This window comes from Mucilaginibacter rubeus (genome assembly GCF_003286415.2).
In the GTDB taxonomy this organism is placed as follows: domain Bacteria; phylum Bacteroidota; class Bacteroidia; order Sphingobacteriales; family Sphingobacteriaceae; genus Mucilaginibacter; species Mucilaginibacter rubeus_A.
Genome location: NZ_CP043450.1, coordinates 832,377 through 855,783 on the forward strand (window position 1 = coordinate 832,377; position 23,407 = coordinate 855,783).

Consider the following 23,407-nt stretch of genomic DNA (forward strand, 5'->3'; position numbering starts at 1 on the left):
TTCTTATTTCTTTTTTAGTCGGGTCAACCTCTCAATCTCGCGATCAATCTCGTCGAGTCCGAAAGCTTCAAAATATAAATCCAACATGCTCTTCCTGATGATCGGCTCGCCGATCAGGTTTATAAATTCTTTAATATTATCCTTGTTCCAAAACGGATCACTATAGGTCTGTTTTAAAAGTTGATTCTTTGCGAATTTTTCAAGGAAATTAATTACCGAACGGATCTTTTCCTTTGCCCACTCACCCATAAAACCTTGCTGCATATAAAATTCATGAGCCAGAAGGTCGTGAATGTTGGCACCAAATGTTTGCGAATGGGTTTTTGCTTTACCGTTAGCGTCCTGGGGTGAGCGGAGATAAAGCACGTTATTGCCAGGGATATCGGATAATATAAATGGCGAGTGGGTTGAAAATAAAATATTGATACCTTTAATTTGATCGATGTGCTCCGGGTTAATCTTACCGATATATTCAATAAGGTCTTTTATGAATGTGCGTTGCAGGTCGGGATGAAAATAAAGCTCTATCTCATCAAAAATGATATTAACAGACTCATAAACGTTCTGCCTATCTTTTTCATTCTTATCCGCGCCGCTTTTGAAGACAGAGTTTAAATTAAGCAAATGATAAACAACAGAGCTTATGCTATGGATCTTTTGCTTTTCCCCAGAGCTGAGATCGTTAAAGCTGTGGATTTCATCAAACATGATCTCGATGTCAAAGATAGAAGGCGGGATAAGTTCGATAGTCTGCAGATTGCGTTTACCTTCCGGCCGTTCTTCATCGACTATCTGCTTTATATAATTTGAGAACTCGTCTATCAGTAATCTATCCTTGTTTTTTGTCCCATTTTTAACATATAATTTATACCGCAGGAAGTTAAGGGCCTGTTTTATTTTGAAAGTAACATGGCTCCGGTCTTTGATGATCTTCGCAATAAAATCATCCACGTCTTGTAGCTTTTGGTCTTTTAAGAACCTCCTGTAGCGACTATAATTTCGGCACATGCGAACAAGCTTATATCCAATATAAATCTTTGTCGCCTGGAGCTCCGGCTCTGTTTCTACGTTCCGAAGATCGTAACCAGTATATTCCTTTAGCAATTTGCCTAAAACTTCATCATCAACATCTACAGAATATCGGTTCTGCTTAGAGTATTTTTCCAGTTTAGGCTCATTTACTTTCAGTTTGAGCCATTTAGCCGTTTTGCCATTTGCCAAACTCCTTAATGAATCTTCCGGCTTAGTATGCTCTTTAATTGGTTCAAGGATGTTTGTTAAAAGCCGTTGTTTTACCAGCTCTTTTTCAACTGTTATATTGATGTTACCGCGATCCCTGAATGGATTGATCACGACTGGTGTTTGGTATCCATCATTTTTATGAAACAGTGGATCAATCCATTCTCCCATCTCGTCACTATTTAATCCGTAGATCGAATAATTTACCGCGATGGTATAAAAGAAATGATCGTGTATAATCTTTGAATTTAATTTGATCTCTCTGTCAAACACAAACCGGTTTTTATCACTCCTGATAAAGCGGTAAAGTTTAGAGGCAGAGAACTCCGTAAAGCCATCTTTGTCGCCATTTTCGGAAATGGTATGAAGACAATAAACATGATCGTCAGCCTGGTAGAATATTTCCACCCGGAGATTACCAGCGTATTTTAATTTTTGATACCGTTTGATAATCTTCTTTTCGAGCGCGAAATTGTAAATCGCTGCAAATAGCATTTCGATTAAAGAACTCTTACCTGATCCATTCTTCCCAACAACTGCGCTTATATTAATTCCAGGATATGTCCCCGAATCATAATTTGCGTAAAAATTATCTGTTAAATCTTTATCGACTGTGATATGAAGATTTTCAGGACGATCAACTTTGCCGATTTCAAAAGATGCTCCTTGATAAAAAATATAAAATTGGGCTGGATTAAGAACTTTATGGAACCTTTTATTGGGATTTTCTAGAGGACGTATAGCCAGAAGCTTAAAATTTCTCATTTACGGTTGCGATAGGTCAAGAGACGAATATAATCTATTATCATAAACAGATCGAAGAAAAAGCTCCAAAAGAGCTTCTAGCGCAACGAATAAAAAGCTATTTAAAATAATGTCAGCTGTACTTGCCCTACCTCATATTTAGCAATAGCTTCTAATGCTTTACGAATCACATCCTGATGATAATTGCTGGTATCCGAATGCCCGATCTTTTTGGTCATCATCGCTTTAAGCCTATTCAATGCATCTGAAAGCGCCGCATCTCGGCTGCCGAACTGCTTGCCGAAAACGCATAACGGCGAGTATGAACCCGCAATACCGTAATTGCACCCCACCGCATTTCTCCAAACACCATTCAGACCGCGACCGAGCTTTACCATACTGTAACGATTGAAATGCGAAGTATCCCCCAGATCGATACGTTCCATATCCACTAATTGCGGGCTTTTCAGCCAGCCATACTGATCCAGCTCAACAGCGGTAAAGCCGAATTCTAACCCCTTGTCGTAAGCATGAATATTTCGTACGATCACATGCAACCAGTCGCCAAACTGGCTTAACCAGTTGCAGCATTCCAGATCATTGTTTTTAACAGATCGCCGGAAGTGTGTCGGTAGTTAATGCAAACTTTTCCATAACCTGAAATTTAGTTTTTCGGGCTACTCAGCACGCCGCGCGGGTGTCAGGGGCGAGGCGCAGCCGAGGTTTATATACCCTCCTATGAAAAGCTTTTTGTGATTTTTTTTATTTTAGAGCATTATTTTCGTTTTATTTCTCAAAAGTCTACGAGAAGGGCAATACCATTTCACTGACAGTTTTAACTGTCATTTCTTTAAAAATCACCCTGTCCCGGTTACCGGCACCAATAAGATCATTACCCATATCGGCACCCCCATGTCAGCGAATGTCGCAAAGGTGATTGATATTAAAGACGCAGCCCAGCATTACAACGAATGGGTAAGCATTACGGCACAGGCCTATTCATCAAGAACAATGGGCGAGATCACTTTAGTCAATTTAGGAGCAGCCTATCCCAATCAATTACTTACCATCGTACTTAAAGAAGGTGCAAAAGATATCAAAGGATTGGACGGCAAAACGATCACTGTCAAAGGCAAAGTCATCGAATTTAAAGGCAAACCCGAGGTCGAGGCCACCGATGAGTTCAAATTGAAATTATAGGCACGGCAGCTAATGCTCCGTTCTGACGTAGCCGAGAATATTCCTGTTGATATGATGAGACCAACAAAACTTCATATTTAAGATACTTCGTTATCCTTCCGCTTTCGAAATGCGAATTTTACTTGAATTGTTAACTTTAGGTTAAATTTAACTTATGCGAGAACAGTATTTTAAACACAGGAAACCGTTCGATTTTAATAACGATTCTCTTGATATAGGCCGTCCATTCTTTTGGAATAAAAAAGTTGAGGACAACCACTTTCTTAACCTGCTTTACCGAAAGAGTGAACAGCAATTCGATGATTTATATAATTACCATCTGCAATTCTTTTTATCTGAATATGATGATGCTACCGAGCGGGAGTTCTTTAGGTACGTATGGGAAGTCATACAGGATGCCATTGCACAATTAAGGCATAAAGAAAGATATACGTCCGGCCATGCCCTCAACTTCCGGAATAAATTTCACCTTAACCGTTTTGCAGAATATCTTCAAAGTATCGATGAGTGGAACCTTGGCCGTACCCAGGCTGAGATCATTGCAGATAAGGAAGGCCAGATCAAAATACTGAAAGAACAAGTGCAACGCCTGATGGATGAGCGCAGAGAAGCTGAGAAGTTGGATACTGACTACCCGATCAATATTGCCAGCGGTCATTTCCTCACCGTAGTTGACCTGTTCAAAAAGATCGAAGCACTAAAAATAGGCGATAAGGAACTGGTATTTTCGCAGATGCCCATCACATGGGCCAAACTGATCTGCCGGTACTTTCAGGAAGGCGGTGAACCGATCAAATTAGACCGTGTACGGCGCTACTACCCGCGAGATGCAGGTAACCCGAGTGGCAGGTCATCTGCTATTCCCTCCGAAAACCAGCATTTTAACATCGTTTCTGCAAAACGCAGGGCAAGTTAATTACGGATTATACGTTCACTATTCTTTTGCAGGCAAACGTTAACAATTTCCTCAAAACTATTCAGTGCGCTCTTTTTCAGCACTATGCTTTGGTTGCCATTACCGTAGCTTGGTTTATGGTAATGAACAATATCCCTTTGCCTACATCTTTGCTTCGTACCCGGTACTGGCGGTACAAGTATTAAGTAATGATTTAACTAAGGAGGAGATTATGCAAGCAAGTGAACTGATCACTAAAGGAGATCTGAATGAATTTAAAAGCGAACTATTAACAGAAATCAAAAGACTGGTTCAATTGGATGGCCAGGGCCAGTCCAAAAAATGGCTCAAAAGTAACGAGGTCCGAAAGCTGCTAAAAATATCACCAGGCACTTTACAGAACCTGCGCATCAACGGTACGCTGAGTTTTACCCGTATCGGCAGCATCATGTATTACAAACTCGAAGACATTAACAAGTTACTGGAAGGAGGACTGCAATGAGTACTCATAAAATTGCGGTTAGTGAACTCGCTGGTTACAGTAAACTGCTCAAACGCATGAGCACTGACGGGCGGCTGAACATGACACACATCAGCTTGTTCAGTGCATTATTCGTGCAATGGCAACGCGCTGGTTTTAAAAGCCCGTTTTCTGTCACCAGAAAAACGCTGATGGCTTTTAGCCGGATAGCATCGATTGCAACGTATCACAAGTGTATCAAGGAACTCGATGAATATGGTTACATCATTTATCAACCGTCTTACCATCCCAAACTTGGCAGCCAGGTTTACTGGCCTGCCGGTTGGAAAGTGTAGCCCGGTATTTTATATCGGCATAGCTGTATACCGGGCTATACGGATAACCGCATATCGGAATATCTGGTTATTCCGATATAGACATATTCAGATATCCGGCTATTTAGTATATAAATCCGGTGCAGTCTTTGGCTGCACCGGTAATGATTTGCTCCGCAAATCAGAAAGAAAAGCGGTGGTCGCTTCGCGAAAGCGAAGTGAGCGAGCGGAAGTTGGGCAGAGCCCTACTTTGCTCGCCGTTTGCACTGCAAACGGGGGGGCAGCATCCTCCGGGGATGCTGTGCCACGCGATAAGTCTGCAAAGTAAACATTCAGCATTCCCGCCGGAATGCCAGCAAGAAAATTATGGGAGAAGAAAGCACCAACAGAAAAACCATCAAATACAACGATGCCACCGATGCCAAACTGCAAAAACTGGCCGATAAAGCCGGCTGCACCAAGCGCGAGTTCTTTATCCGCATGGTCGAATATTTCCATAAAACCAGGAAAGACCCCGCCGATATCAGCGATGACCTGTTGAAAACAACGCTCGTTAAAAACCACGATACCTATATCCGATTCATCCGCGCTCAGGAAGAAAAAATACTCATCCCCGTTAAGCTCGATATCGACCGTATGATCCAGTCGCAGATCAAAATCCTGGACTGCTTCAACAACCAGATCCTGAAAGCCAATACCGACCTGCAAAACAGCCAGCAACTGCAGGCCGGCAAATTCGCCGAAACCGATAAAGTGCTGCAACTGATCGCCGAAAGGATGGACAACCGCGAAAGCCTCAAAACCAAATTCCTGTACATCCTGAACCAATACATCAAAGTACGGGACAGCTTCAGTTTCACCACACCCGCCAAAGAAAAAGAAGAATTGAACCAGGCCGCCCGCCAGCAGGTCGCTAAACTCTAACACCATGTTCATCAATATCACCGACAGCGAAACTGCCGATAATAAAGGCAGCAGCAACGTGCTCATCCATTACCTCGATAAGGAAAACCGGCTCGGGCAGCCAGCGCCGGAACTCTGGTTTAATACCGGTCAGCAGGCCATCCGCTCCCATGAAGCGCAGCTGGCGCTCGACCACAATGTGGCCAAACTCATGCACACCGATGCCAAATTTTTCCTGGTGAATATCAGCCCCAGTCAAAAGGAGATTACGTGGTTAAAAACGCAGTACGGCGATGAAGCTGAAGCGCAATTGAAATCCTACGCTGTCAAAGTGATGGATGAATACGCCCGGAATTTTAAACGGCCCGGCATTGAAAGCAGCAAAGACCTCTTATGGTTCGGCAAACTGGAGCATTACCGTTATTACAGCCATAAAGATGCCGAAGTCAAAAACGGCCTGAAAAAACGCGGCGATCGGAAACTGGGCGAACAAATGCATATCCAGGTGATCGTGAGCCGCAAAGATATTACCAATACGGTCAAGCTCAGCCCGATGAATAAATCGCGCGGCCGGAACACCGAACATTCCAGAAAAGTAGGCCAGTTCGACCGCTCGGCTTTTAAGCAGATGGGGGAAACTTTATTTGACAAGCAGTTTTCCTTCGAGCGCGGCCTGGCCGAAACTTTTCAATACGCCAACGCGCAAAAGAAAGGCACGCTGGAAGAACGGATCAAACTGCGCCAAGCCGTTGCCAAAGCCGGTGCAAAACCCAGACAGCAGGCAACAAGCATCAAAATGGTACCATCCCTGGCTAAATACCAGCCCGGTGCCGCGCCCAGCGTGACCAAACCCAAGAAAAGAAAGAAGAAGGGCCAGGACACAGATAATGACTTAATCCTATAAATTAAAAAAACATGCAAACCGGAGAAGATACCCAGGGACTGCGCAAGATCGTCGACTTTACCCGGCTGATCAGTATTTTTATATTAGCCATCCATTTTTATATCAGCTGCTATCAGGCCTTTGCCGGTTGGCACTGGACGGCGGGCATTACCGACCGCATCATTAGCAACATCGCCAAAACAGGCTTGTTCAACAACTGGTGGAAACCTAAGCTGGCTGCCCTGCTGTGTTTAGTCATATCATTAACCGGCTTCAAGGGCCGGAAGGATGAAAAGATACAGCTTAAAAGCATTATCGCTTACCTGCTCAGCGGCCTGCTCATTTACTGGATCAGTATTCTTAGCTTTTACCTGCCCATCGCCAAAAACATCATTGCCATCACCTACCTGGCGTTGACTGCCGCCGGTTATTTACTCATCCTGACGGGCGGCACCTGGTTAACCCGGCTGCTGAAAGACAAACTGCATAAAGATATTTTTAACCGGGATAACGAAACCTTCCCGCAGGAAGAACGGAAGCTGGAAAATGAATATTCGGTCAACCTGCCGGGCAAATACCGCCTGAAAGGAAAAATCCGCAGCATGTGGATCAACTTCATCAATATGTTCCGCGGCCTGCTGGTGGTGGGTACCCCTGGCGCGGGTAAAACTTATTTTGTGATCCGGCACATCATCGACCAGCACCTGAAAAAAGGGTTTTCGATGTTCCTGTATGATTTTAAGTTTGATGACCTGACGAAGATCGCCTACAATAAACTGTTAAAATACCAGGCCAACTATGCTGTGAAACCGCAATTCTATATCATTAATTTTGATGACCTGAACCATTCGCACCGCTGCAACCCGCTCGATCCCGGCAGCATGCACGATATTACGGATGCGACCGAGGCCAGCCTGACCATTATGCTCGGGCTGAACCGCGAGTGGATCAAAAAACAAGGTGATTTCTTCGTGGAAAGCCCGATCAATTTTTTAACGGCGATCATCTGGTACCTGCGTAAATATGAGGACGGGCGCTATTGCACTTTGCCGCATGTGATCGAACTGATGCAGGCGGATTATGACCAGTTGTTCCCGATCCTGAATACCCAGCCCGAGATCAGGGCCTATATCAATCCTTTTATTTCGGCCTATAACCGGAACGCGGCGCCGCAGCTGGAGGGCCAGGTGGCCAGCGCCAAGATCGGGCTGGCGCGTCTGGCTTCGCCGCAGTTGTATTACGTGCTGTCGGGCAATGATTTTACGCTGGACATCAATAATCCGAAGGAACCCAAAGTGGTTTGCGTGGGCAATAACCCGCAGAAATTGCAGATCTACGGAGCGGTATTGTCGCTGTATATTTCCCGGATGATCAAACTGGTGAACCGGAAGAACCAGCTGAAAAGCAGCCTGATCTTTGATGAGTTCCCGACGATATTTTTCAATAATATGGACGGCCTGATCGCGACGGCGCGCAGCAATAAGGTGGCGACGACTTTGGCGGTGCAGGATTTCAGTCAATTGACGAAAGACTATGGCGCGGAGCAGGCGGATGTGATCACGGGTATTGTGGGCAATGTGATTTCGGGTCAGGTAACTGGCGATACGGCGAAAAAGCTGTCGGAGAATTTTGGCAAGATCGTGCAGGATAAAAATAGTATGACGATTAACAGCAGCGATACGTCCATTTCCAAAGCCACGCAGCTGGATTATGCGATCCCGGCTTCGAAGATCGCGGCTTTGTCATCGGGTGAGTTCGTGGGTATGGTGGCGGATAACCCGGAGCAGCGCATCAGCCTGAAAATGTTTCATGCGGAGGTGCAGAATGACCATGGGGCGATTGCGGCTGAGGAAGCGGGTTACAGGCCGATTCCGCGGGTGCAGCAGGTGACCGAGGAGGATGTGCTGGAGAATTATATCCGGGTCAAGGCGGAGATCGATGAGCTGATCCGTTCGGAGATGCTGCTGATCGAGGCGAATAAGGTGTTGGATGAACAACCACGCCCCACAAGCGGCAATGATGAGGATGCTACGGAAAATGCATTATCCATGTAGATTCGTTATATCGGTTCTTTACCAGCGTCGAGTGGTCATATGGTTAATAAATTGTTTGCTTCTTGTCATCAGCATTCTGCCCGAAGTAGGTTTGATTACACAATAATTGATCACTTTGTAATTAGATACTATTTTTTTTTAAGCAAAGAGAAGAATGTGCCTAAAAGCAGGTACTTATATATCCCCAAAAATAGGTAAAGCATCCTTGCTGATAAGGATATTGGTGTGATATAATTCTGTTTCAATCCAAAAATCCAATAAATGCATTGCCAGCGAAGAAATGACCGGTCATGCCATAAAAAAAATAAAAATTTTTCTTCCTGTCCGGCGCTTCTCAACTGTCTTGCCTTTAAAACCGGGTGAGGCCGGGCAAGAAGATGGAAAAACAAGAAATCAAAAGCTGGTCTGCAAAGTACCTGAACGGGGATGCCACCGAAAAAGAGAAAGCCATGCTGGAAGCCTGGTACCTGGAACTGGGAGAAGACCTGGCGGATATCCCGGAGGATAGGATCCGTCAGATCGGGGAGGACATCTGCCGGGAGCTGCCCGGAAATGGCGGAGGAAAGTTTCGAACAGGAATTTTACTGGCGGCAGCCGCCATCGCTGTGGTCATGGTTTCGCTGATCCTGGAAGTTGTTTTCCATAAACGCGACCTGCTTGTTCGAAATGAAACCCGTGACATACCGCCGGGTGGCAACAAGGCGATGCTGACCCTCTCGAATGGGCAGGTGATCGATCTTGCGGAAGCCGCAAACGGAAGGCTCGCAGTTGAGCAGGGGACCAATATCATGAAAAACGCGGCTGGTCAGGTGGTATACCGGGACAAAAGAGATGCCGGTCGGAACAGTCCGGCGGGAGAAAATACCATGACGACGCCGGTAGGGGGCATGTGGCAGCTGAGCCTGCCCGACGGCACCAGGGTCTGCTCAATAACTCGTCATCGCTGACCTATCCAACCACTTTCCGCGGCCAAATACAGCGCAGGGTCTCACTGACCGGGGAAGCTTATTTTGAAGTCGCCAAAGATAAGGCGCACCCTTTTGTTGTCAGCGGCAGCGGACAGGAAGTAAAAGTGCTGGGTACGCATTTTAATATCAAGTCGTTTAAAGAAGATCAACTGGTCCGGACAACGCTGCTGGAAGGCAGGGTTAATGTAGGCAGTATCGACAAACGCTTTCATCGGCTGCTGCTCCCCGGACAACAAGCCCGCTTCTCCGGAAATAATCTGGACGTGGCCCAGGTCAATGCTGAAATGGTAATAGCCTGGAAAAATGGCTATTTCAGGTTCGACAATACCCCTATTGAACAGGTAATGCGGGAGATCGCCCGATGGTATGACATCGATGTCCGTTTTGATGGCCCCTTACCCACAGAAAAACTCAGCGGCAGGATCTCCCGCTCCAAAAACATCAGCAAAGTGCTGAGCGCCCTCGAGGCTAGCAAAACCGTGCATTTCAAAGTAGAAGGAAGGAGGGTGACGGTAATGAAGTAATATCTTAATGATAAGAATCAGTTAATTAAAAGCCAGGAGACCGGTCCGACCCGGTTACCTGGCTTAAGCTGGTCTCCTTTAAAGGTTTTAACTATTAACGAACAGCGATGCAGCCGGATCATCACGACAATATACGGCCGCAGCGCTTCCCAACTCCAACAACGAATGTACAGTTTTTATAAAGAAAAACTGGTACGGTCAAACCGCCGTACCTCTTTGGTCCTGAAAGCCTTCCGGCTTGCGGCCATTTTAATGGTGATCCTGAACATGCAGGTCAGTGCAAAGCCGCTCCTGCAGAAAGTCACTTTGACAGAAAAGAACAGCACGCTGCTTTCCGTCATGGAAAAGATCAGCAACCAGACCGGCTATGACTTTATATTGCCGGAGGGCGTTATCAAGTACGCAAGGCCTGTTACCCTCACGGTTCAGCAGGAAGAACTGAACCTGGTGCTTAAAAAAATATTCGATGAGCAGCCGCTGGCCTACGAATTGCAGGAAAAGATGGTAGTCATCAGCAGGAAGAACCCTGCGCCGCCGGTAAAGCCCGCCACGGTGCCTAAAGCTCCGGTCAATGTAACAGGGGAAGTTGCTGATACCGCTGGTAAACCGCTCAATTCGGCGACGATCCGGGTCGCCGGCAGGAACGTTTTTTATTATACAGATGAAGCCGGTAAATTCGCGTTTGCGGCGGAACCCGGCGACCAGGTGACCATCTCGTTCATCGGGTACCAACCTTATTCATTTACCGTTGCCCCCGGAATCCCATACCAGAAAATTACGCTTCACCCAACTACCTCGGCGATCACCGAGGTCAGCGTCGTATCGACCGGCTACCAGAATATTCCGAAAGAACGGGCGACAGGATCGTTCGCGCAGCTGAATAATGAGTTGCTTAACCGGCGTACCGGCAGCGATATTGTCAGCAGGCTGGAAGGTGTTGTGCCGGGCCTGTTATTTAACAGAAACACATCAGCTTCGTCCAGGGGCATCAGTGATATCAGCCTCAGGGGAACGAATACCCTTTTTTCCAACAGCCAGCCGTTGATCGTACTGGACGGCTTTCCTTTTGATGGTGACATGAGCAATATCAATCCCAACGATATCGAGAACATCACCATATTAAAAGACGCGGCAGCGGCAAGCATCTGGGGCGTAAAGTCGGGCAACGGCGTGATCGTAATGAACACAAAAAAAGGAAAACGCAATGAAAAACTGGCGGTTGAGCTCAATGCCAATGTTACGGCTACAGCTAAACCTGACCTGTTTTACAGCCCTGACTACCTCAACTCATCCGATTATGTCGACATCGAGCAGCGCCTGTTCAAAGCCGGTTTTTATGACGGGCAGATCGGTGACCCGCTCCAGGTTACTTCTCCGGTAGTCAACATCCTGGCTTCTCAAAGGGAGGGCACTTCATCCGCTTCAGAGGCTGATGCTCAGATCAAGGCCCTGAGGAAACAAGATACCCGCAGCCAGCTTGATAAATATTTTTACAGGCGCGGTTATATGCAACAGTACAACCTGAACTTTCGTGGGGGCAGCGATAAAAGCGATTATTACTTTTCAGCAGGCGAGGACCATAATACCGCGACGCTGACCGGTAACAGCAATAACCGCATTACGCTGAACGCGAACTATAATTTCTACCCGATAAAGAACCTGCAGCTTTCAGCCGCAATTAATTATATCCATGCGAATGCAACCGCTAACAGTACCGCCGCAAACACTACCGCTGGCGGACGTTATGTCAATTTTACCTTCCCCTACGAATCGTTCGCCGACGGGAACGGCAATCCTCTGCCAATTGTCAAAGGCCTGAATTATGAGTTTGCCAAAGGTGCGCAGCAGCAAGGCTATCTTGACTGGCTTTACCGCCCGCTGGATGAACTCCGGAATGCAGATAATACCAGCTCATCCATAGAAAACCGCATCAATGTCGGGGCGCAATACCGTTTGATCCCGGGCCTGGACATCTCCCTCAGATACCAGTTTGAAAAACAGGTCAGCAATGCGGATAATTATTACAGCCTGGCGACTTTTTATACGCGCGACCTCATCAACCAGTATGCACAGCCCAACGGTGACGGCACTTTTACCTACCCGATCCCCAATGAAGGAATCTTACAGCAATCGGATGGCATGTTGACATCCCACCGGGTGCGGGGGCAGATCAGCTTTGACCGGGAAATAGCCGCCGGTCACCGGGTAAACGCGATTATTGGCAGCGAGGTGAGTTCAGCAATTACGGAAAGCAGTAACGGTACAGTTTACGGATATGACAAGGAAACAGGGACAAGCGCTGCGCAGATCGATTATGCTACCTACTTCAACCTGAACCCCGAAAGCGGTGCTTTACAAATTCCGACGAACCTCGGTTTCGGGAAATTCACAGATCATTACATTTCCTATTTCGGAAATGCAGCCTATACCTACCTCGACCGTTATACTTTTTCCGTTAGCGCTAGGATCGACCGCTCCAACCTTTTCGGCGTGGCGACGAATCACAAATCGGTACCGTTATATTCGACCGGCCTGGCCTGGGACATCAGCAAGGAACAGTTCTATCATGTTTCCTGGATGCCCTACCTGAAAGTGCGCGCTACCTACGGCTATAACGCCAATGTGAATAAAAGCGCGTCTGCCATCACGACGCTGGAACAGCAAGGTAACGCTTACTATTCCGGTGTCCCCTATAATATGATCAACAGTCCAGGTAACCCGGAATTGCGTTGGGAGAAAGTTCGTATTGCCAATTTTGGTATAGACTACAGCTTGAAAAACAATTTACTGTCAGGTAGCTTAGAATATTACACCAAACGCGGAATAGACCTGTTTGGCAGTTCGCCACTGCCGCCCTCGGCCGGTTTTACGACATTTTTCGGGAATACCGCGAATACGTCGGGCCACGGCTTCGATTTCGTGCTCAACTCGCGCAATATCTACCGAAGCGATTTTAAGTGGACGAGTAACCTCCTGATCAGTTATGTGACCGACAAAGTGAGGGTGTACGACAATCCGGCAACTACCTTGACCTACTTGTCTTCGGGCAGCGGGAACGGCGGGACGATCACGCCCTTCGTTGGCCAGCCGATCTACGGTATTTACAGTTTCAGATCGGGGCCGCTGACCCATGATACCGGCGACCCGCAGGGATATCTTGACGGGCAGCTGAGCACGGATTACAAAAACATCATTTCCAAAACCGGGATAACTGATCTGTACTATAATGGCCCTTCCAGGCCGACGACTTTTGGCTCTTTCCGGAATACTTTCAGCTACAACAACTGGACGCTGTCCGCCAATATCATCTTCAAGCTTAACTACTATTTCCGCAAGTCATCGACAGGCCTTTCTTATGACCAGATCGCCTATGGTTTGGTGAACAGCGATTATGCCAGGCGCTGGCGAAGCCCGGGCGACGAGGCGCATACAAGCGTTCCGTCTATACTGATGCCGCCAGCAAGCACCGACCGGTACACTTTTTACCAGTATTCGCAGGCACTTGTTGACAAAGGTGACCATGTCCGGTTGCAGGACATCCGGCTGTCCTATGCTTTCAGCCCGTTCCATGGCGACAATCCCATATTTAAGAGGCTGGAGGTTTTTACCTACCTGAATAATGTGGGCATCCTTTGGAGTGCCAACAAGGACCATCTCGACCCGGACCTGTATTCGGGCGCATACCCCCTTCCGCGAACCCTTTCCATTGGCTTTAACTCCAGATTCTAACCATGAAAAATACCATCACCGGCCCTTTGCTCGGGTGCATCGTCTGCATCATGGGCCTGACATTAAACGGTTGCAAGAAACAGGACGATTTCTTAAACACCAAGCCTAACCAGGCGCTGAAAACGCCAACCACCCTGGCGGACCTCAAAGGCCTGTTACAGAACGAAAATGTATTCAACAACCAGCCCGACCCGGGACTGGGCGAGATCGCTTCGGACGATTTCCTGATCCAGGATGCCGTGTTCCCGACATTGTCGTCAACCGACCGTAATGCGTATACCTGGGCGGAGGAGGTATTCGACGCTTCTACTACGCAGTCATCGGACTGGAATTCGCCATACCAGATGGTTTACTACGCCAACGTGGTGCTGGATGCGCTGCCGGTTATTACGCCATCGGCGGGCGAAAAAGCTTCTTATGAACAGGTAAAGGCCGGCGCTTTATTCTACCGGGCCTGGGCTTTCTACGGCCTGTTGCAAACATTCGCCCTGCCTTATGATCAAAGCAAGGCAGCGGATCAGCCGGGAATCCCCCTGCGACTGAGTTCCGACCTCAATACGCACCCGGGCAGGTCGAGCATTGCGGAATGTTATGCCAAAGTTATCAGTGACCTCAGATCGGCGCTTCCTGCTTTACCTGTTACCCCGGTATACAAGACTGCGCCGTCACAGCCCGCGGTAAATGCCCTGCTGGCGCGGATCAGCCTGGCCATGCGGAATTATCCGGCGGCGCTGACCTACGCTAATGCTTGCCTTGCACAGTTTTCCACGCTAACGGATTACAATACGCTGAACAAACCGACGACGACCGCGATTAACAATGCTTTCCTATCAGAGGATATCTACCATTCCAATATGGTCGGGCACGTTGTGTACAGTGTACGGCGGGACAGTTATATCGGCCCCGGCCTGTATAACAGCTATGACCTGAATGACCTGCGCAAAACCAAATTTTTTACGATCCTCGATGGCCTGCCGCAGTACCCGCGCTTTGTCGGCTCCTATGATTTCAAAGGGTTGAAATATGATGGTCTCGCCACGGATGAAGTTTACCTGATCAAAGCCGAATGCCAGGCCAGGGGAGGGGATGCTGCCGGTGCGATGGCGTCGTTAAATACCTTGCTCGTTACAAGATGGAAGACCGGGGCATTCATACCCTATAGCGCATCAAACGCAGATGACGCATTGCTGCAGGTATTGAGCGAGCGCCGGAAGGAATTGCTGTTGCGGGGCCTGCGCTGGACGGACCTGCGCCGGCTCAACCAGGAAAGCCGCTTTGCCCTTACCCTGCAACGGACGTTTAGCGGCGCTATCTACACGCTGCCGCCGAACGATTCCAGGTATGCTTTCCCCATTCCGGATATCGAGGTCCAGTTGGGCGGCCTGACCCAAAATCCAAGATAAGGAGGAGAACAGCATCATGAAAAAAATAACCTTCCTGATTTTTATATGGTTTTTTACTTGTGTTCAGCTTTTCGCGACTGAAGACAGGGTTAGGATCATCGGGCAAGCTGATTTCCTGAAGGACGGGGATACGATTGCTGTTACGGTTTCTCCTTATGCAGGTAGGTTAAATGAGCTCAAATCTTCCTTTGCTGCTCCCGCAAAGGGTAGCCGCTTTACGCTGGAGATCCCGGATGACGATCAACCGCGGTTCGTACTGGTCCGGTTCAATAAGCCCGGAAAGGCAGAGTTAGGTCCGTTACTCATTTTTCCGGGGGATGACCTTGACTTTGGCATTCGAAAAGCTGAAACCCTGTTTAAAGGCCCGTCCGCAAAACGGTTTGAGGTGCAGCAACAACTGGCAGTCTTGTCGGCCCGATGTAAGCAGGAATTTAAAACAGTTTATGCACCGGAGGGATTGGCTTCGTCTTTCTCCCGGATAGATTCCTGTACTGAGGTCTGCCAGCGCTTACTGGAAAAAAGTAAATCAGGGATTGGCCGGTCCGCCTGGGAATGGTTGTGCAATGAGGCGATGGCGGAGGCCGTTACTTCCAAACTGGGGTATATGACCTATACTTGCCTGAATAAGCCCGGAGCAATACAGGATCGATACATTACCGCCTTACGGAAATACGGCAGGCCTTTCAATAGCTATCCTTCATTTCTTGCCGCGGATAGCTTAGACAGGCCGTCTTCTAAGTTCGCTGTGGAAATGATTTACCGACAATACCTGGTCGATTCCTGTATCCTGACCCGCAGGAAATTCAGCCTGCATGATTGTTATTTATATGAATCCCGGCATTTCAGGGGGGCTATGCGGGAGCAACTGGTAATGGAACTTTTTATGCTCAAAAGGAACAGTCCGGAAATATCAGCAGCAGATATCGAGGATGCCTTAAGCTATGTCAGCAATTCCGCGTTCCGGCAGGTATTGGAAAAGATCATGGCGCGAAGCACGGCGGGAGCGGTTGCGCCGGACTTTGAGCTGAAAGACGAAAATGACAGGCTGGTTAAACTGAGCGACTTCAGGGGTAAGGTAGTCATCCTGGATTTCTGGTTTACAGGTTGCGGGGCCTGCAAGGCTTTGGCGCCGGCGCTTGACGCGCTCGAAAAGAAGTATGCTAACCGTCCTGTCGTGTTCTTGTCTGTTTCCATCGATAAATCCCGGGAACAATGGCTGCGTACCTTAAAAACGAACCAGTATACCTCACCGCTGGCGGTAAAGCTTTATACCGAGGGTAGGGGCGATCAGCACCAGGTCATCAAGGATTACGATGTTCATGGGTTCCCGACTATCATTATAGTGGACAAGGAGGGAAGGTTGGGGCCAAAGCCGGAATTGGATGATGAAGGGTTATCCCGGGTGATCGAAGGATATCTCTAAGGTGAAAATTTTGAAATATTAAATATCTCGCTACTATAGGCTAATTTAAAATTATGCTGACTTAATTATGATTTTAAATTGCTTGAGGATATGCCGAGGCTACTTTTAAAGGTAAATCTGTTCCTGAATGTTTTTGTAAGGCTCTTATGGCAGTTAGATTTAAGAAAAATAAAAAATGGATTTAGGTAGTATAGTCAAAATGCTCAATCTGTTTAATAAATTTGAAGGGCAAAGTGCTGTTTAATTTGCAAATGACTTTGTCAGTCAATGGAAGCCGGCCTAATTTTTTTTACTGAGTTGATTTGATTTGGTAGGATTTCCACCCTCTCATGTTAAAAGGCGCACCAATAAATCATTTACTTATATTCGTTTGTTCAAATTTTTGGATGCAATAATATATTCAGTTATCTGAAAATCGTTTGCTTAATTCTCGGCTTAGGCTAATAAAATAGAGCAAGAGAAGCTTGGAAAAAGCCCAGCTGTTTTGGTTGAGCTCAGAATTAATTATATGACTAAACCTCCGCCTTCAGTGGTGTATGTCAGTAGCGGAGGCTACGTCAGAAATCTTATGCATAGTTTTGAGTGAATACCTTTGCTTCTACTATTTAGTTACTAGCACATTTAAAGCCCCCACCTTAGGTGGGGCTTTAAATGTCTTGTTATCACAATGTAGGTGGGTGTGAATTAGGAAACTTATACCGGCATGGATATGCTTTTTTTCTTTTTCGTCAGTTTCTTCCTTTTTTGTGCTGTCCACAAAGGTATAAGGACTAAATTGTTTAAGAGTCTTTTTTACGCATCAGGTGATAGAGACCGTGGCGCTGTCCTGCTGCGCCGTTTGGGCATGGGCTGTAAAAGCCGTGATAAGCAGTCGTAATTGGGTAATGTTTTCCATTGTTGTAGTTCTTATTTTATTTGTATTGATACAACATTTCCATCCATAAAAGTGATATTTACTTTATCGCCTTCCAAATCCATACTATAATAAATATCGGGTAATGATCGCCAATCTATTACATGGTAATTATGTATATCAATTATTAAGACTTCCAACTCACAGGCTAAAACGATTGAGGTAGAAACAACTCGTGCTTCATGATAAGGAAAAGACAGTTCAATGTTTAGAGCCACTTGCTTAGAATTGAAGTCAACCACTGCAAACTGTTCATCTATACCTACTGCGTACACTCCAGGCTGAATGGTAACAAGACTGGGTTTAAGTAGATCACTTGCCCAAGACAGTTTAAAGTTGGCCTGACCATCTTTTAGAAGCGCGTAACAACGGTCTGCCTTAATGTTTTCAAAGACAATTGTATAGGGAAGCGAGTCAAATATTTCTTTATTAATAATTTCCTATATCATTGCTTAAAGATTTTAGGCATTAATGTTGTCACTTTTAGAATTTTCGACAAATCACCGCCCTCGTAAAAGAAGCTTGTTGTAATAGAGCCTTTCTTTCCAATATTAATGACCTTACTGATAGTTCTACCAAAGTCGTTAGTTTTCCTGGAAACTTCTGTTCCTTTAACTAATGTTTTTCCAAATACTTTAACAAGTGCCTTTTCGTCTTTAATACCAAGTGTTGTTAAGTCTTTCAAATTCTGCGCAGACCGCTCAACATTATGTGATGCACCTTCAACAACTTTGCCAAAGAAATAATCAAACTTACTCTCAGCAACTGTAAACTCGGCAATTTTACTGCCGTTGTTCAGAACTTTAAAGGCACCGGCTCCTCCGCCAACAAAACTTAATCCAATATCGGAAAACGTGGCAATTGTACTGGCTGTTTGATCATTGGCCCCAGCAAGTTTAGCTGTAGCCTTTATCCCTTTGTAAGTAAGTGAGTCGGTTTCTTATTTGTGGCAAGTTCAGCAGGTTATAGGAAATGCCGTTGATACCCTTGTTCTGGTCTTTCAGCTCATTGCCATTACCATCATACGTGTACTCATGGGCTATTTGTATTGCATTTTTGAAGCCTGAGTTTCCTGTATAGCATGTTGCTTAATCATCGATTTTGTCTACCTGATTGGTATTGGCTGTATAGGTATAGGTGAGGCTGTCGATCCGCGTCCGCACCGGACTTGCTGTTGTACCGGTATTATCATACCTACCCAAGCCGGTGATGATGCCCATACTGTCATAGGTTAAATTTTCTCCGTATAAATTATCCTTTTGGATTACTGGTGTCTTTGCCGGGACGGCAGATAGAAGCCTGTTCAGGTTGTCGTACCCGTAATCATAAGTTTGTTTTAAGTGGCGTTGTAGTTATTCCTACGACGGCAATGGGTGTAATGTTACCCATATTGTTACAGGTCACATCTTCCCCGTACAGGTTATCTTTTTGCCGTACTGCTGATTGATACCGCCGAGCTAAGCCGGTTCAGGTTATCACACCCGTACATTATCCTGACCGTTTAAAAAAAAACCGGATTGTTATTTTATCCGGGATCTGCTTATTCAACACATTGCATGCGGGCCACAAGGCACAGCCTCGCGGCAGCGGGGGAAATCAATGCCTCTCGGGTGATGATTGGTAAATATGAACGGGATGATAGTTCTCCCTCAATAGAAGTAATTGTCAAGCGGCCTAAAGCGTTTGATGTATCTATTGATTATTTGCTTGGAGAGGGCTTAAATGCCAATTACGGCAAGGAAACATTGAGGCGCTTAGACGACTTAGAAAGCCTACCCGATGACGAACGTAGAAAGATATTTGATTATGTGGATTTGATAATCCGTGATTACAAAGCCAAGAAAGCCTACTTGAATAAATGAACAAAGCCCCGGTGAAGGGGCTTTGCATACTTATTTTACTCGTTCATTTAGATTGAACTGAAATGATCTACTCATTCCTTTGAAGACAGAAGTATCGGTAAAACTGACTTTAAATAAGGTGTCATTAATGCGAACAATATCTGTTTTGTAGTTAAAGTATGACCCTTCAATTTTCTTTAACAATTCATTTTTACCCAAATTAACCATTCTTATCTCGGTAAAGTCTTTTGTGGTAGTACCGTAACCTACACTCGATATTTCAATTGTGCTATCGGAATTAAGTTTATAAGTAACAATTACGTCTGCTTTCTTGTCAAACATTCGACAACTTGAGCAAAGCATTATCAATAAAAACAAATATATTATTCTCATTTATTATTCTCCTTTCCGTAAGCAATGCCAATTTTTATCCATTCTTGATCTTTAGGATCATCTCCATATGGCGGCCTTGTACCCATGTGACCGCTCCATTCTATCCTTGATGTTCCATCGGCAATCTGTGCAAGGCCTGCCTCATGCAGAAGTCTATAATCACTACCAAAATAAAGTTGAGTTCCAACGGCACCATAATGGAAGTTTCCAAAATCTTCTGCACTCATAGATAGCTTACCAAATTGAAATTGAGTTTCTGATCCTCCGTTTTGCTTAAATCTTTCCGCCACATCAAATATGGTCGATCTATTGCTATTAGAGTTTTTAAAATCCCAATCCCCCCCTTTTTGAACCAACGTTTTAAATGTAAATGGGTTAATGATGTCTTTTGCAATCGGGATATTTTTATCTAATAGGTTCTTGATGATGTTACTTGCATTAATCTTACCACCTAATTCACCTATATCTTTGCCGCCTGCACCTGTGTTTTTTGCACTATAATTCTTTTCCACATCAGCCTTTGTTTTCGCTTTATCGTGCTCATAAACGTGATTATCGCCATCTTCAGGATGATTAGATAACACAGTCCCATATTTATCAACATGGACGGAGGTTGTTCCCATCCCATCTGGGTCAATATTTCTTATTGGATTGTCATCACCATAGTTGTAAGTCGACCACCGTCTAAACTTCTCAGCCAACGGGTCAACACTCGTCCACCTTGCAACCACCGGATCATAGAACCTTGCGCCGTAATCATACTGATTCAGCTCGTCTTGCAACTCTTTATTATTGTAAAGATACTTATTTCCACCATTTAACTGCCGGTGTACGTTCAGCCCAAAAGGATAATAGTCATCTTCCCCTACTTTGCCATTGTTTTGATCGAAGGTTACCCGGTTATTACCCAAATGATCCGTTAGGGTATATTCGTATACAAAGTTTGTCCCGCTCCTGTTCGCTCTGCCTTCTTCAGTCTGCACAAAATCTATTGTTCCATCAGCCTTGTATTGTATCCCATTAATATACTCTGTTATCGCTCCGTTACTGTTCTTCCGTAATTTTTCTCCCGACGCGGAATAGGTATAACTCAAGTTTTTGGAAGCAATACTTCTGGGTAGATTGAGCATATTGTACAGGATCGTATTTCCCTGTCCATCACTGGAAGCATTACCATTAGGGTCATAAGCCGGATAACTGCGGAATGCGACACCATTATTGGTTACCAATTGTAGCTGGTTGCCAGTGTAGTTATAAGTTAGGGACGCGGCGTTGGGAGCTGTACGGGTTAATCCTATAATGTTACCCAGATTGTCATAATTACTAATTGTTTCGCTGAAACCGGCAGTAGAAATACCTGTTTTTAACCGGTTCAGGTTATCATAGCTGTAGCTGACATGTTGATTACCGCTCACACCGGCATTGTATTGTTGCTCAGCAATGTTACCGTTAAACTGGGCCTGCGCGCCAAATTGAACTAAATTGTAATTCAGTTTCTCACTAAATAACTTATTTGTGGTAGGTGCGACTAATGGGTCATTTATCTGGCTCAGCCAACCCCGCTCATTATAAATATAGCTGATATCCTGCAGGAAACTGCTTGCGTTATTGGTGCTGTGCAGGTGTTTCGTGTTCAACTGACCAATCTCATTATAGTCCAATTGCGAAATGATTGTCGGTAAAGGCGCCTGACTGAGCCCTGAGCTGATAGCCTCTGAGGTTTGTACCTTACGCCCCATATGATCATACTGGTAATTGGTGGTTACCAGGAGGGCCTGTGCGTTTGCTACATAATGATGGCGCATCGTGGTTTTTATTTGGTCATTAAAATTGTAAATATTATCTATTTCATCATAATTTGATGTATTTAGACTTGCTTCTCCCCCCAGGTAATGCTGTTTATCGGTTTGTACCAACCGGCCCCGGTCGTCGTAAAAATTTACCGTCCATAACATCGACCCGTAAGTTCCGTCAGGCAACAGCGTGGCTGTTTTTGTCGCGGTTGGCAATCCTGTTGGATTGGTCAGTGTGTTACTTACAACAGGGCTATATGGTTTATTGGGGAAATTATAATTATCATAGTAATTCAATACCAGATAGCGCAGGATATTCGCCTGCGGCCAGGCCGTACCAGGATAGCCGGTGCCGGTTGTCTGCTGGGTTTCCCACAATGCGGTCTGTCCGTCTACAGTACTCTGTAGGGCCGCCCGGTAGCTGGTACCAGCTGTACTCCCCGGGTATTGATAGATCCCGGAATAAGCTACTCGCCCGAATTGATCATACTTGGTAAAACTCCATTCCTGGGTGCTTTTTGAACGTTGCACACCATCCTGGGTTGCAACCACCTGGTCCAGTTTGTTATAAACCATATATTCCCAATCTTTACCCGGTATTTTTTTTTCTATCAGCCGGTTCCGCAGGTCATAATGATAACCATATGTATAGTTTTTAAATATAGCATCCGCTTCTGTAAAGCTTGTGGGGTAAGCTGTACCGGCCGGCAATGGCGGTATTACGTAGGCAAGCTTGTCATAATCATCATAGATGTAATAAGTAGCCAGGTAAGAAGCAGCTCCTGATTGCGCCTTTTTACATACAACATGTCCTTTTTTATCGGTAAATTCTATTGTACTGTTTCCGTTTTCGTCCGTTGTAGCAGTTTTGTACAGCTGATTCGCGCCGTAATTAGAAGTTCCGGACGCTCCCGTCCCTGATGTATTGACGACCCACTGGATCACGTTATCAGCCGTCACATTACTACCATAAGTCATCTGAATAGTATGTCCGCTGCCCGTTATGCCGCTGGTTGACAACTGCCAGGGCTGCCCCGGTGCACCCTGCTCTGAAATGCGGTTTAAAGGAGAGGCCTCATAACCGGTGCTTTCTGACGGATAGGGAATGACGGATACCCCTGCAGGTGGACTTTTATAAAACTGATCCTGGCCTGCATTTAGGGTTAACGCATCTGATTTGTAACTTCCATTGCTTGTTCCGTTGGTAATAGCGTAGGGGAGGTATTTCTTCGCTTCACGCCCAAACTGGTCATAAGTCACCGGTTGTACGATATCTTTACTGGTGGGTGAACCCTTAACCTGAACGGTTTGTAATAAACGGCCCAAACCATCAAAATACTGCACCGTTTGCATCAGTTTACAATTGGTGTTGTTGCCCGCGGGATCTATACCTGCCTCCCGGGGCACTGATGTCAGGATATAGTTTTGGTTTTGACTTAAACTAATGCCAAGGGGAACGCAACTGGTCTGAATAAAATAACTATAGCTGTTGGTAGTTGTTGCCGTAGCCGAAAAACCCGTTGATAAAGTAATACTCGTTTCATTATAGTAATTACCGGGTGTAGTTGCCGGGACACCCAACTGGGCGGGGCTGGGTATATACTGAGCTTTCACGCCCTGTGATATTAGTATCAGCAGGATCGCCATAAACAGTTTGCCTGATATACTTTGATTTGAATATGATCGTATTTGCATGCTGGTAAGGTT

19 protein-coding genes are annotated in these 23,407 nt (G+C 45.8%); 13 read left to right on the forward strand and 6 right to left on the reverse strand.

Features of this window, described 5'->3' with window-relative positions; all coding sequences use genetic code 11:
- Positions 1-3 precede the first annotated feature (3 nt).
- Positions 4-1,734, reverse strand: coding sequence for an AAA family ATPase (locus DEO27_RS03350; RefSeq protein ID WP_223818154.1), 1,731 nt, complete (start codon positions 1,732-1,734; stop codon positions 4-6).
- Positions 1,735-2,105: 371 nt separating this feature from the next.
- On the reverse strand, positions 2,106-2,534 hold the full coding sequence (locus DEO27_RS03355) for a hypothetical protein (RefSeq protein ID WP_112569721.1): 429 nt from the start codon (positions 2,532-2,534) through the stop codon (positions 2,106-2,108).
- A 361-nt stretch (positions 2,535-2,895) separates the two neighbouring features.
- On the opposite strand from DEO27_RS03355, the gene DEO27_RS03360 reads away from it, so the two are divergent.
- The 12 genes from DEO27_RS03360 to DEO27_RS03415 all read left to right on the forward strand — a co-directional run bounded on the left by DEO27_RS03360 (position 2,896) and on the right by DEO27_RS03415 (position 16,760).
- Positions 2,896-3,183: a hypothetical protein gene (locus tag DEO27_RS03360; RefSeq protein ID WP_112569723.1), complete on the forward strand. Its 288-nt coding sequence runs from the start codon at positions 2,896-2,898 to the stop codon at positions 3,181-3,183.
- 154 nt (positions 3,184-3,337) lie between these two features.
- Positions 3,338-4,099, forward strand: a complete 762-nt coding sequence (locus DEO27_RS03365) for a hypothetical protein (protein WP_112569725.1) — start codon at positions 3,338-3,340, stop codon at positions 4,097-4,099.
- Between the two features lie 211 nt (positions 4,100-4,310).
- Positions 4,311-4,580: a helix-turn-helix domain-containing protein gene (locus DEO27_RS03370; RefSeq protein ID WP_112570052.1), complete on the forward strand. Its 270-nt coding sequence runs from the start codon at positions 4,311-4,313 to the stop codon at positions 4,578-4,580.
- Positions 4,577-4,894, forward strand: coding sequence for a hypothetical protein (locus DEO27_RS03375; RefSeq protein ID WP_112569727.1), 318 nt, complete (start codon positions 4,577-4,579; stop codon positions 4,892-4,894). Before DEO27_RS03370 ends, DEO27_RS03375 begins: the two co-directional genes overlap by 4 nt.
- Before the next feature lie 345 nt (positions 4,895-5,239).
- The gene (locus DEO27_RS03380; RefSeq protein ID WP_112569729.1) at positions 5,240-5,797 is read left to right on the forward strand and encodes a BfmA/BtgA family mobilization protein; all 558 of its coding nucleotides are present in this window, start codon (positions 5,240-5,242) and stop codon (positions 5,795-5,797) included.
- A gap of 4 nt (positions 5,798-5,801) precedes the next feature.
- Positions 5,802-6,680, forward strand: a complete 879-nt coding sequence (locus tag DEO27_RS03385; RefSeq protein ID WP_112569731.1) for a DUF5712 family protein — start codon at positions 5,802-5,804, stop codon at positions 6,678-6,680.
- An 11-nt stretch (positions 6,681-6,691) separates the two neighbouring features.
- Positions 6,692-8,713 carry a conjugal transfer protein MobC gene (mobC, locus tag DEO27_RS03390; RefSeq protein WP_112569733.1) on the forward strand — a complete coding sequence of 674 codons (2,022 nt, stop codon included), beginning with the start codon at positions 6,692-6,694 and terminating at the stop codon, positions 8,711-8,713.
- 377 nt (positions 8,714-9,090) lie between these two features.
- Complete coding sequence (locus tag DEO27_RS03395; protein WP_112569735.1) at positions 9,091-9,660, forward strand: hypothetical protein; 570 nt, start codon at positions 9,091-9,093, stop codon at positions 9,658-9,660.
- On the forward strand, positions 9,603-10,205 hold the full coding sequence (locus DEO27_RS03400; RefSeq protein WP_112569737.1) for a FecR family protein: 603 nt from the start codon (positions 9,603-9,605) through the stop codon (positions 10,203-10,205). Before DEO27_RS03395 ends, DEO27_RS03400 begins: the two co-directional genes overlap by 58 nt.
- Positions 10,206-10,370: 165 nt before the next feature.
- Entirely contained in the window at positions 10,371-13,934 is a 3,564-nt protein-coding gene (locus tag DEO27_RS03405; RefSeq protein ID WP_112569739.1) for a SusC/RagA family TonB-linked outer membrane protein, read from the forward strand.
- Between the two features lie 2 nt (positions 13,935-13,936).
- Positions 13,937-15,337, forward strand: a complete 1,401-nt coding sequence (locus DEO27_RS03410; RefSeq protein WP_112569741.1) for a RagB/SusD family nutrient uptake outer membrane protein — start codon at positions 13,937-13,939, stop codon at positions 15,335-15,337.
- A 16-nt stretch (positions 15,338-15,353) separates the two neighbouring features.
- Complete coding sequence (locus tag DEO27_RS03415; RefSeq protein WP_112569743.1) at positions 15,354-16,760, forward strand: TlpA family protein disulfide reductase; 1,407 nt, start codon at positions 15,354-15,356, stop codon at positions 16,758-16,760.
- 906 nt (positions 16,761-17,666) lie between these two features.
- Here the strand turns inward: DEO27_RS03415 and DEO27_RS03420 are convergent.
- From DEO27_RS03420 to DEO27_RS31825, 3 genes are all read right to left on the reverse strand, one after another.
- Complete coding sequence (locus DEO27_RS03420; RefSeq protein WP_112569745.1) at positions 17,667-17,948, reverse strand: hypothetical protein; 282 nt, start codon at positions 17,946-17,948, stop codon at positions 17,667-17,669.
- Between the two features lie 170 nt (positions 17,949-18,118).
- A complete protein-coding gene (locus DEO27_RS03425) occupies positions 18,119-18,358 on the reverse strand; it encodes a hypothetical protein (RefSeq protein WP_112569747.1) in 240 nt (79 codons plus the stop codon).
- Positions 18,359-18,761: 403 nt separating this feature from the next.
- The gene (locus tag DEO27_RS31825) at positions 18,762-18,893 is read right to left on the reverse strand and encodes a hypothetical protein (RefSeq protein WP_262714155.1); all 132 of its coding nucleotides are present in this window, start codon (positions 18,891-18,893) and stop codon (positions 18,762-18,764) included.
- Between the two features lie 336 nt (positions 18,894-19,229).
- Between DEO27_RS31825 and DEO27_RS03430 the strand changes: the two genes are divergently transcribed.
- Positions 19,230-19,535 carry a helix-turn-helix domain-containing protein gene (locus tag DEO27_RS03430; protein WP_112569749.1) on the forward strand — a complete coding sequence of 102 codons (306 nt, stop codon included), beginning with the start codon at positions 19,230-19,232 and terminating at the stop codon, positions 19,533-19,535.
- Between the two features lie 368 nt (positions 19,536-19,903).
- Here DEO27_RS03430 and DEO27_RS03435 read toward each other — a convergent pair whose 3' ends face one another.
- On the reverse strand, positions 19,904-23,395 hold the full coding sequence (locus tag DEO27_RS03435; RefSeq protein ID WP_112569753.1) for a DUF6443 domain-containing protein: 3,492 nt from the start codon (positions 23,393-23,395) through the stop codon (positions 19,904-19,906).
- Positions 23,396-23,407 lie beyond the last annotated feature (12 nt).

What these genes read in the sequence shown, in the direction of transcription:
- DEO27_RS03430 (WP_112569749.1), top strand. Translation starts at nt 19,230, where the DNA reads ATGCGGGCCACAAGGCACAGCCTCGCGGCAGCGGGGGAAATCAATGCC.
- DEO27_RS03415 (WP_112569743.1), top strand. Translation starts at nt 15,354, where the DNA reads ATGAAAAAAATAACCTTCCTGATTTTTATATGGTTTTTTACTTGTGTT.
- DEO27_RS03395 (WP_112569735.1), top strand. Translation starts at nt 9,091, where the DNA reads ATGGAAAAACAAGAAATCAAAAGCTGGTCTGCAAAGTACCTGAACGGG.
- DEO27_RS03375 (WP_112569727.1), top strand. Translation starts at nt 4,577, where the DNA reads ATGAGTACTCATAAAATTGCGGTTAGTGAACTCGCTGGTTACAGTAAA.
- DEO27_RS03385 (WP_112569731.1), top strand. Translation starts at nt 5,802, where the DNA reads ATGTTCATCAATATCACCGACAGCGAAACTGCCGATAATAAAGGCAGC.
- DEO27_RS03410 (WP_112569741.1), top strand. Translation starts at nt 13,937, where the DNA reads ATGAAAAATACCATCACCGGCCCTTTGCTCGGGTGCATCGTCTGCATC.
- mobC (WP_112569733.1), top strand. Translation starts at nt 6,692, where the DNA reads ATGCAAACCGGAGAAGATACCCAGGGACTGCGCAAGATCGTCGACTTT.
- DEO27_RS31825 (WP_262714155.1), bottom strand. Translation starts at nt 18,893, where the DNA reads ATGGGCATCATCACCGGCTTGGGTAGGTATGATAATACCGGTACAACA.
- DEO27_RS03380 (WP_112569729.1), top strand. Translation starts at nt 5,240, where the DNA reads ATGGGAGAAGAAAGCACCAACAGAAAAACCATCAAATACAACGATGCC.
- DEO27_RS03435 (WP_112569753.1), bottom strand. Translation starts at nt 23,395, where the DNA reads ATGCAAATACGATCATATTCAAATCAAAGTATATCAGGCAAACTGTTT.
- DEO27_RS03360 (WP_112569723.1), top strand. Translation starts at nt 2,896, where the DNA reads ATGTCAGCGAATGTCGCAAAGGTGATTGATATTAAAGACGCAGCCCAG.
- DEO27_RS03405 (WP_112569739.1), top strand. Translation starts at nt 10,371, where the DNA reads ATGTACAGTTTTTATAAAGAAAAACTGGTACGGTCAAACCGCCGTACC.
- DEO27_RS03350 (WP_223818154.1), bottom strand. Translation starts at nt 1,734, where the DNA reads ATGCTATTTGCAGCGATTTACAATTTCGCGCTCGAAAAGAAGATTATC.
- DEO27_RS03365 (WP_112569725.1), top strand. Translation starts at nt 3,338, where the DNA reads ATGCGAGAACAGTATTTTAAACACAGGAAACCGTTCGATTTTAATAAC.
- DEO27_RS03370 (WP_112570052.1), top strand. Translation starts at nt 4,311, where the DNA reads ATGCAAGCAAGTGAACTGATCACTAAAGGAGATCTGAATGAATTTAAA.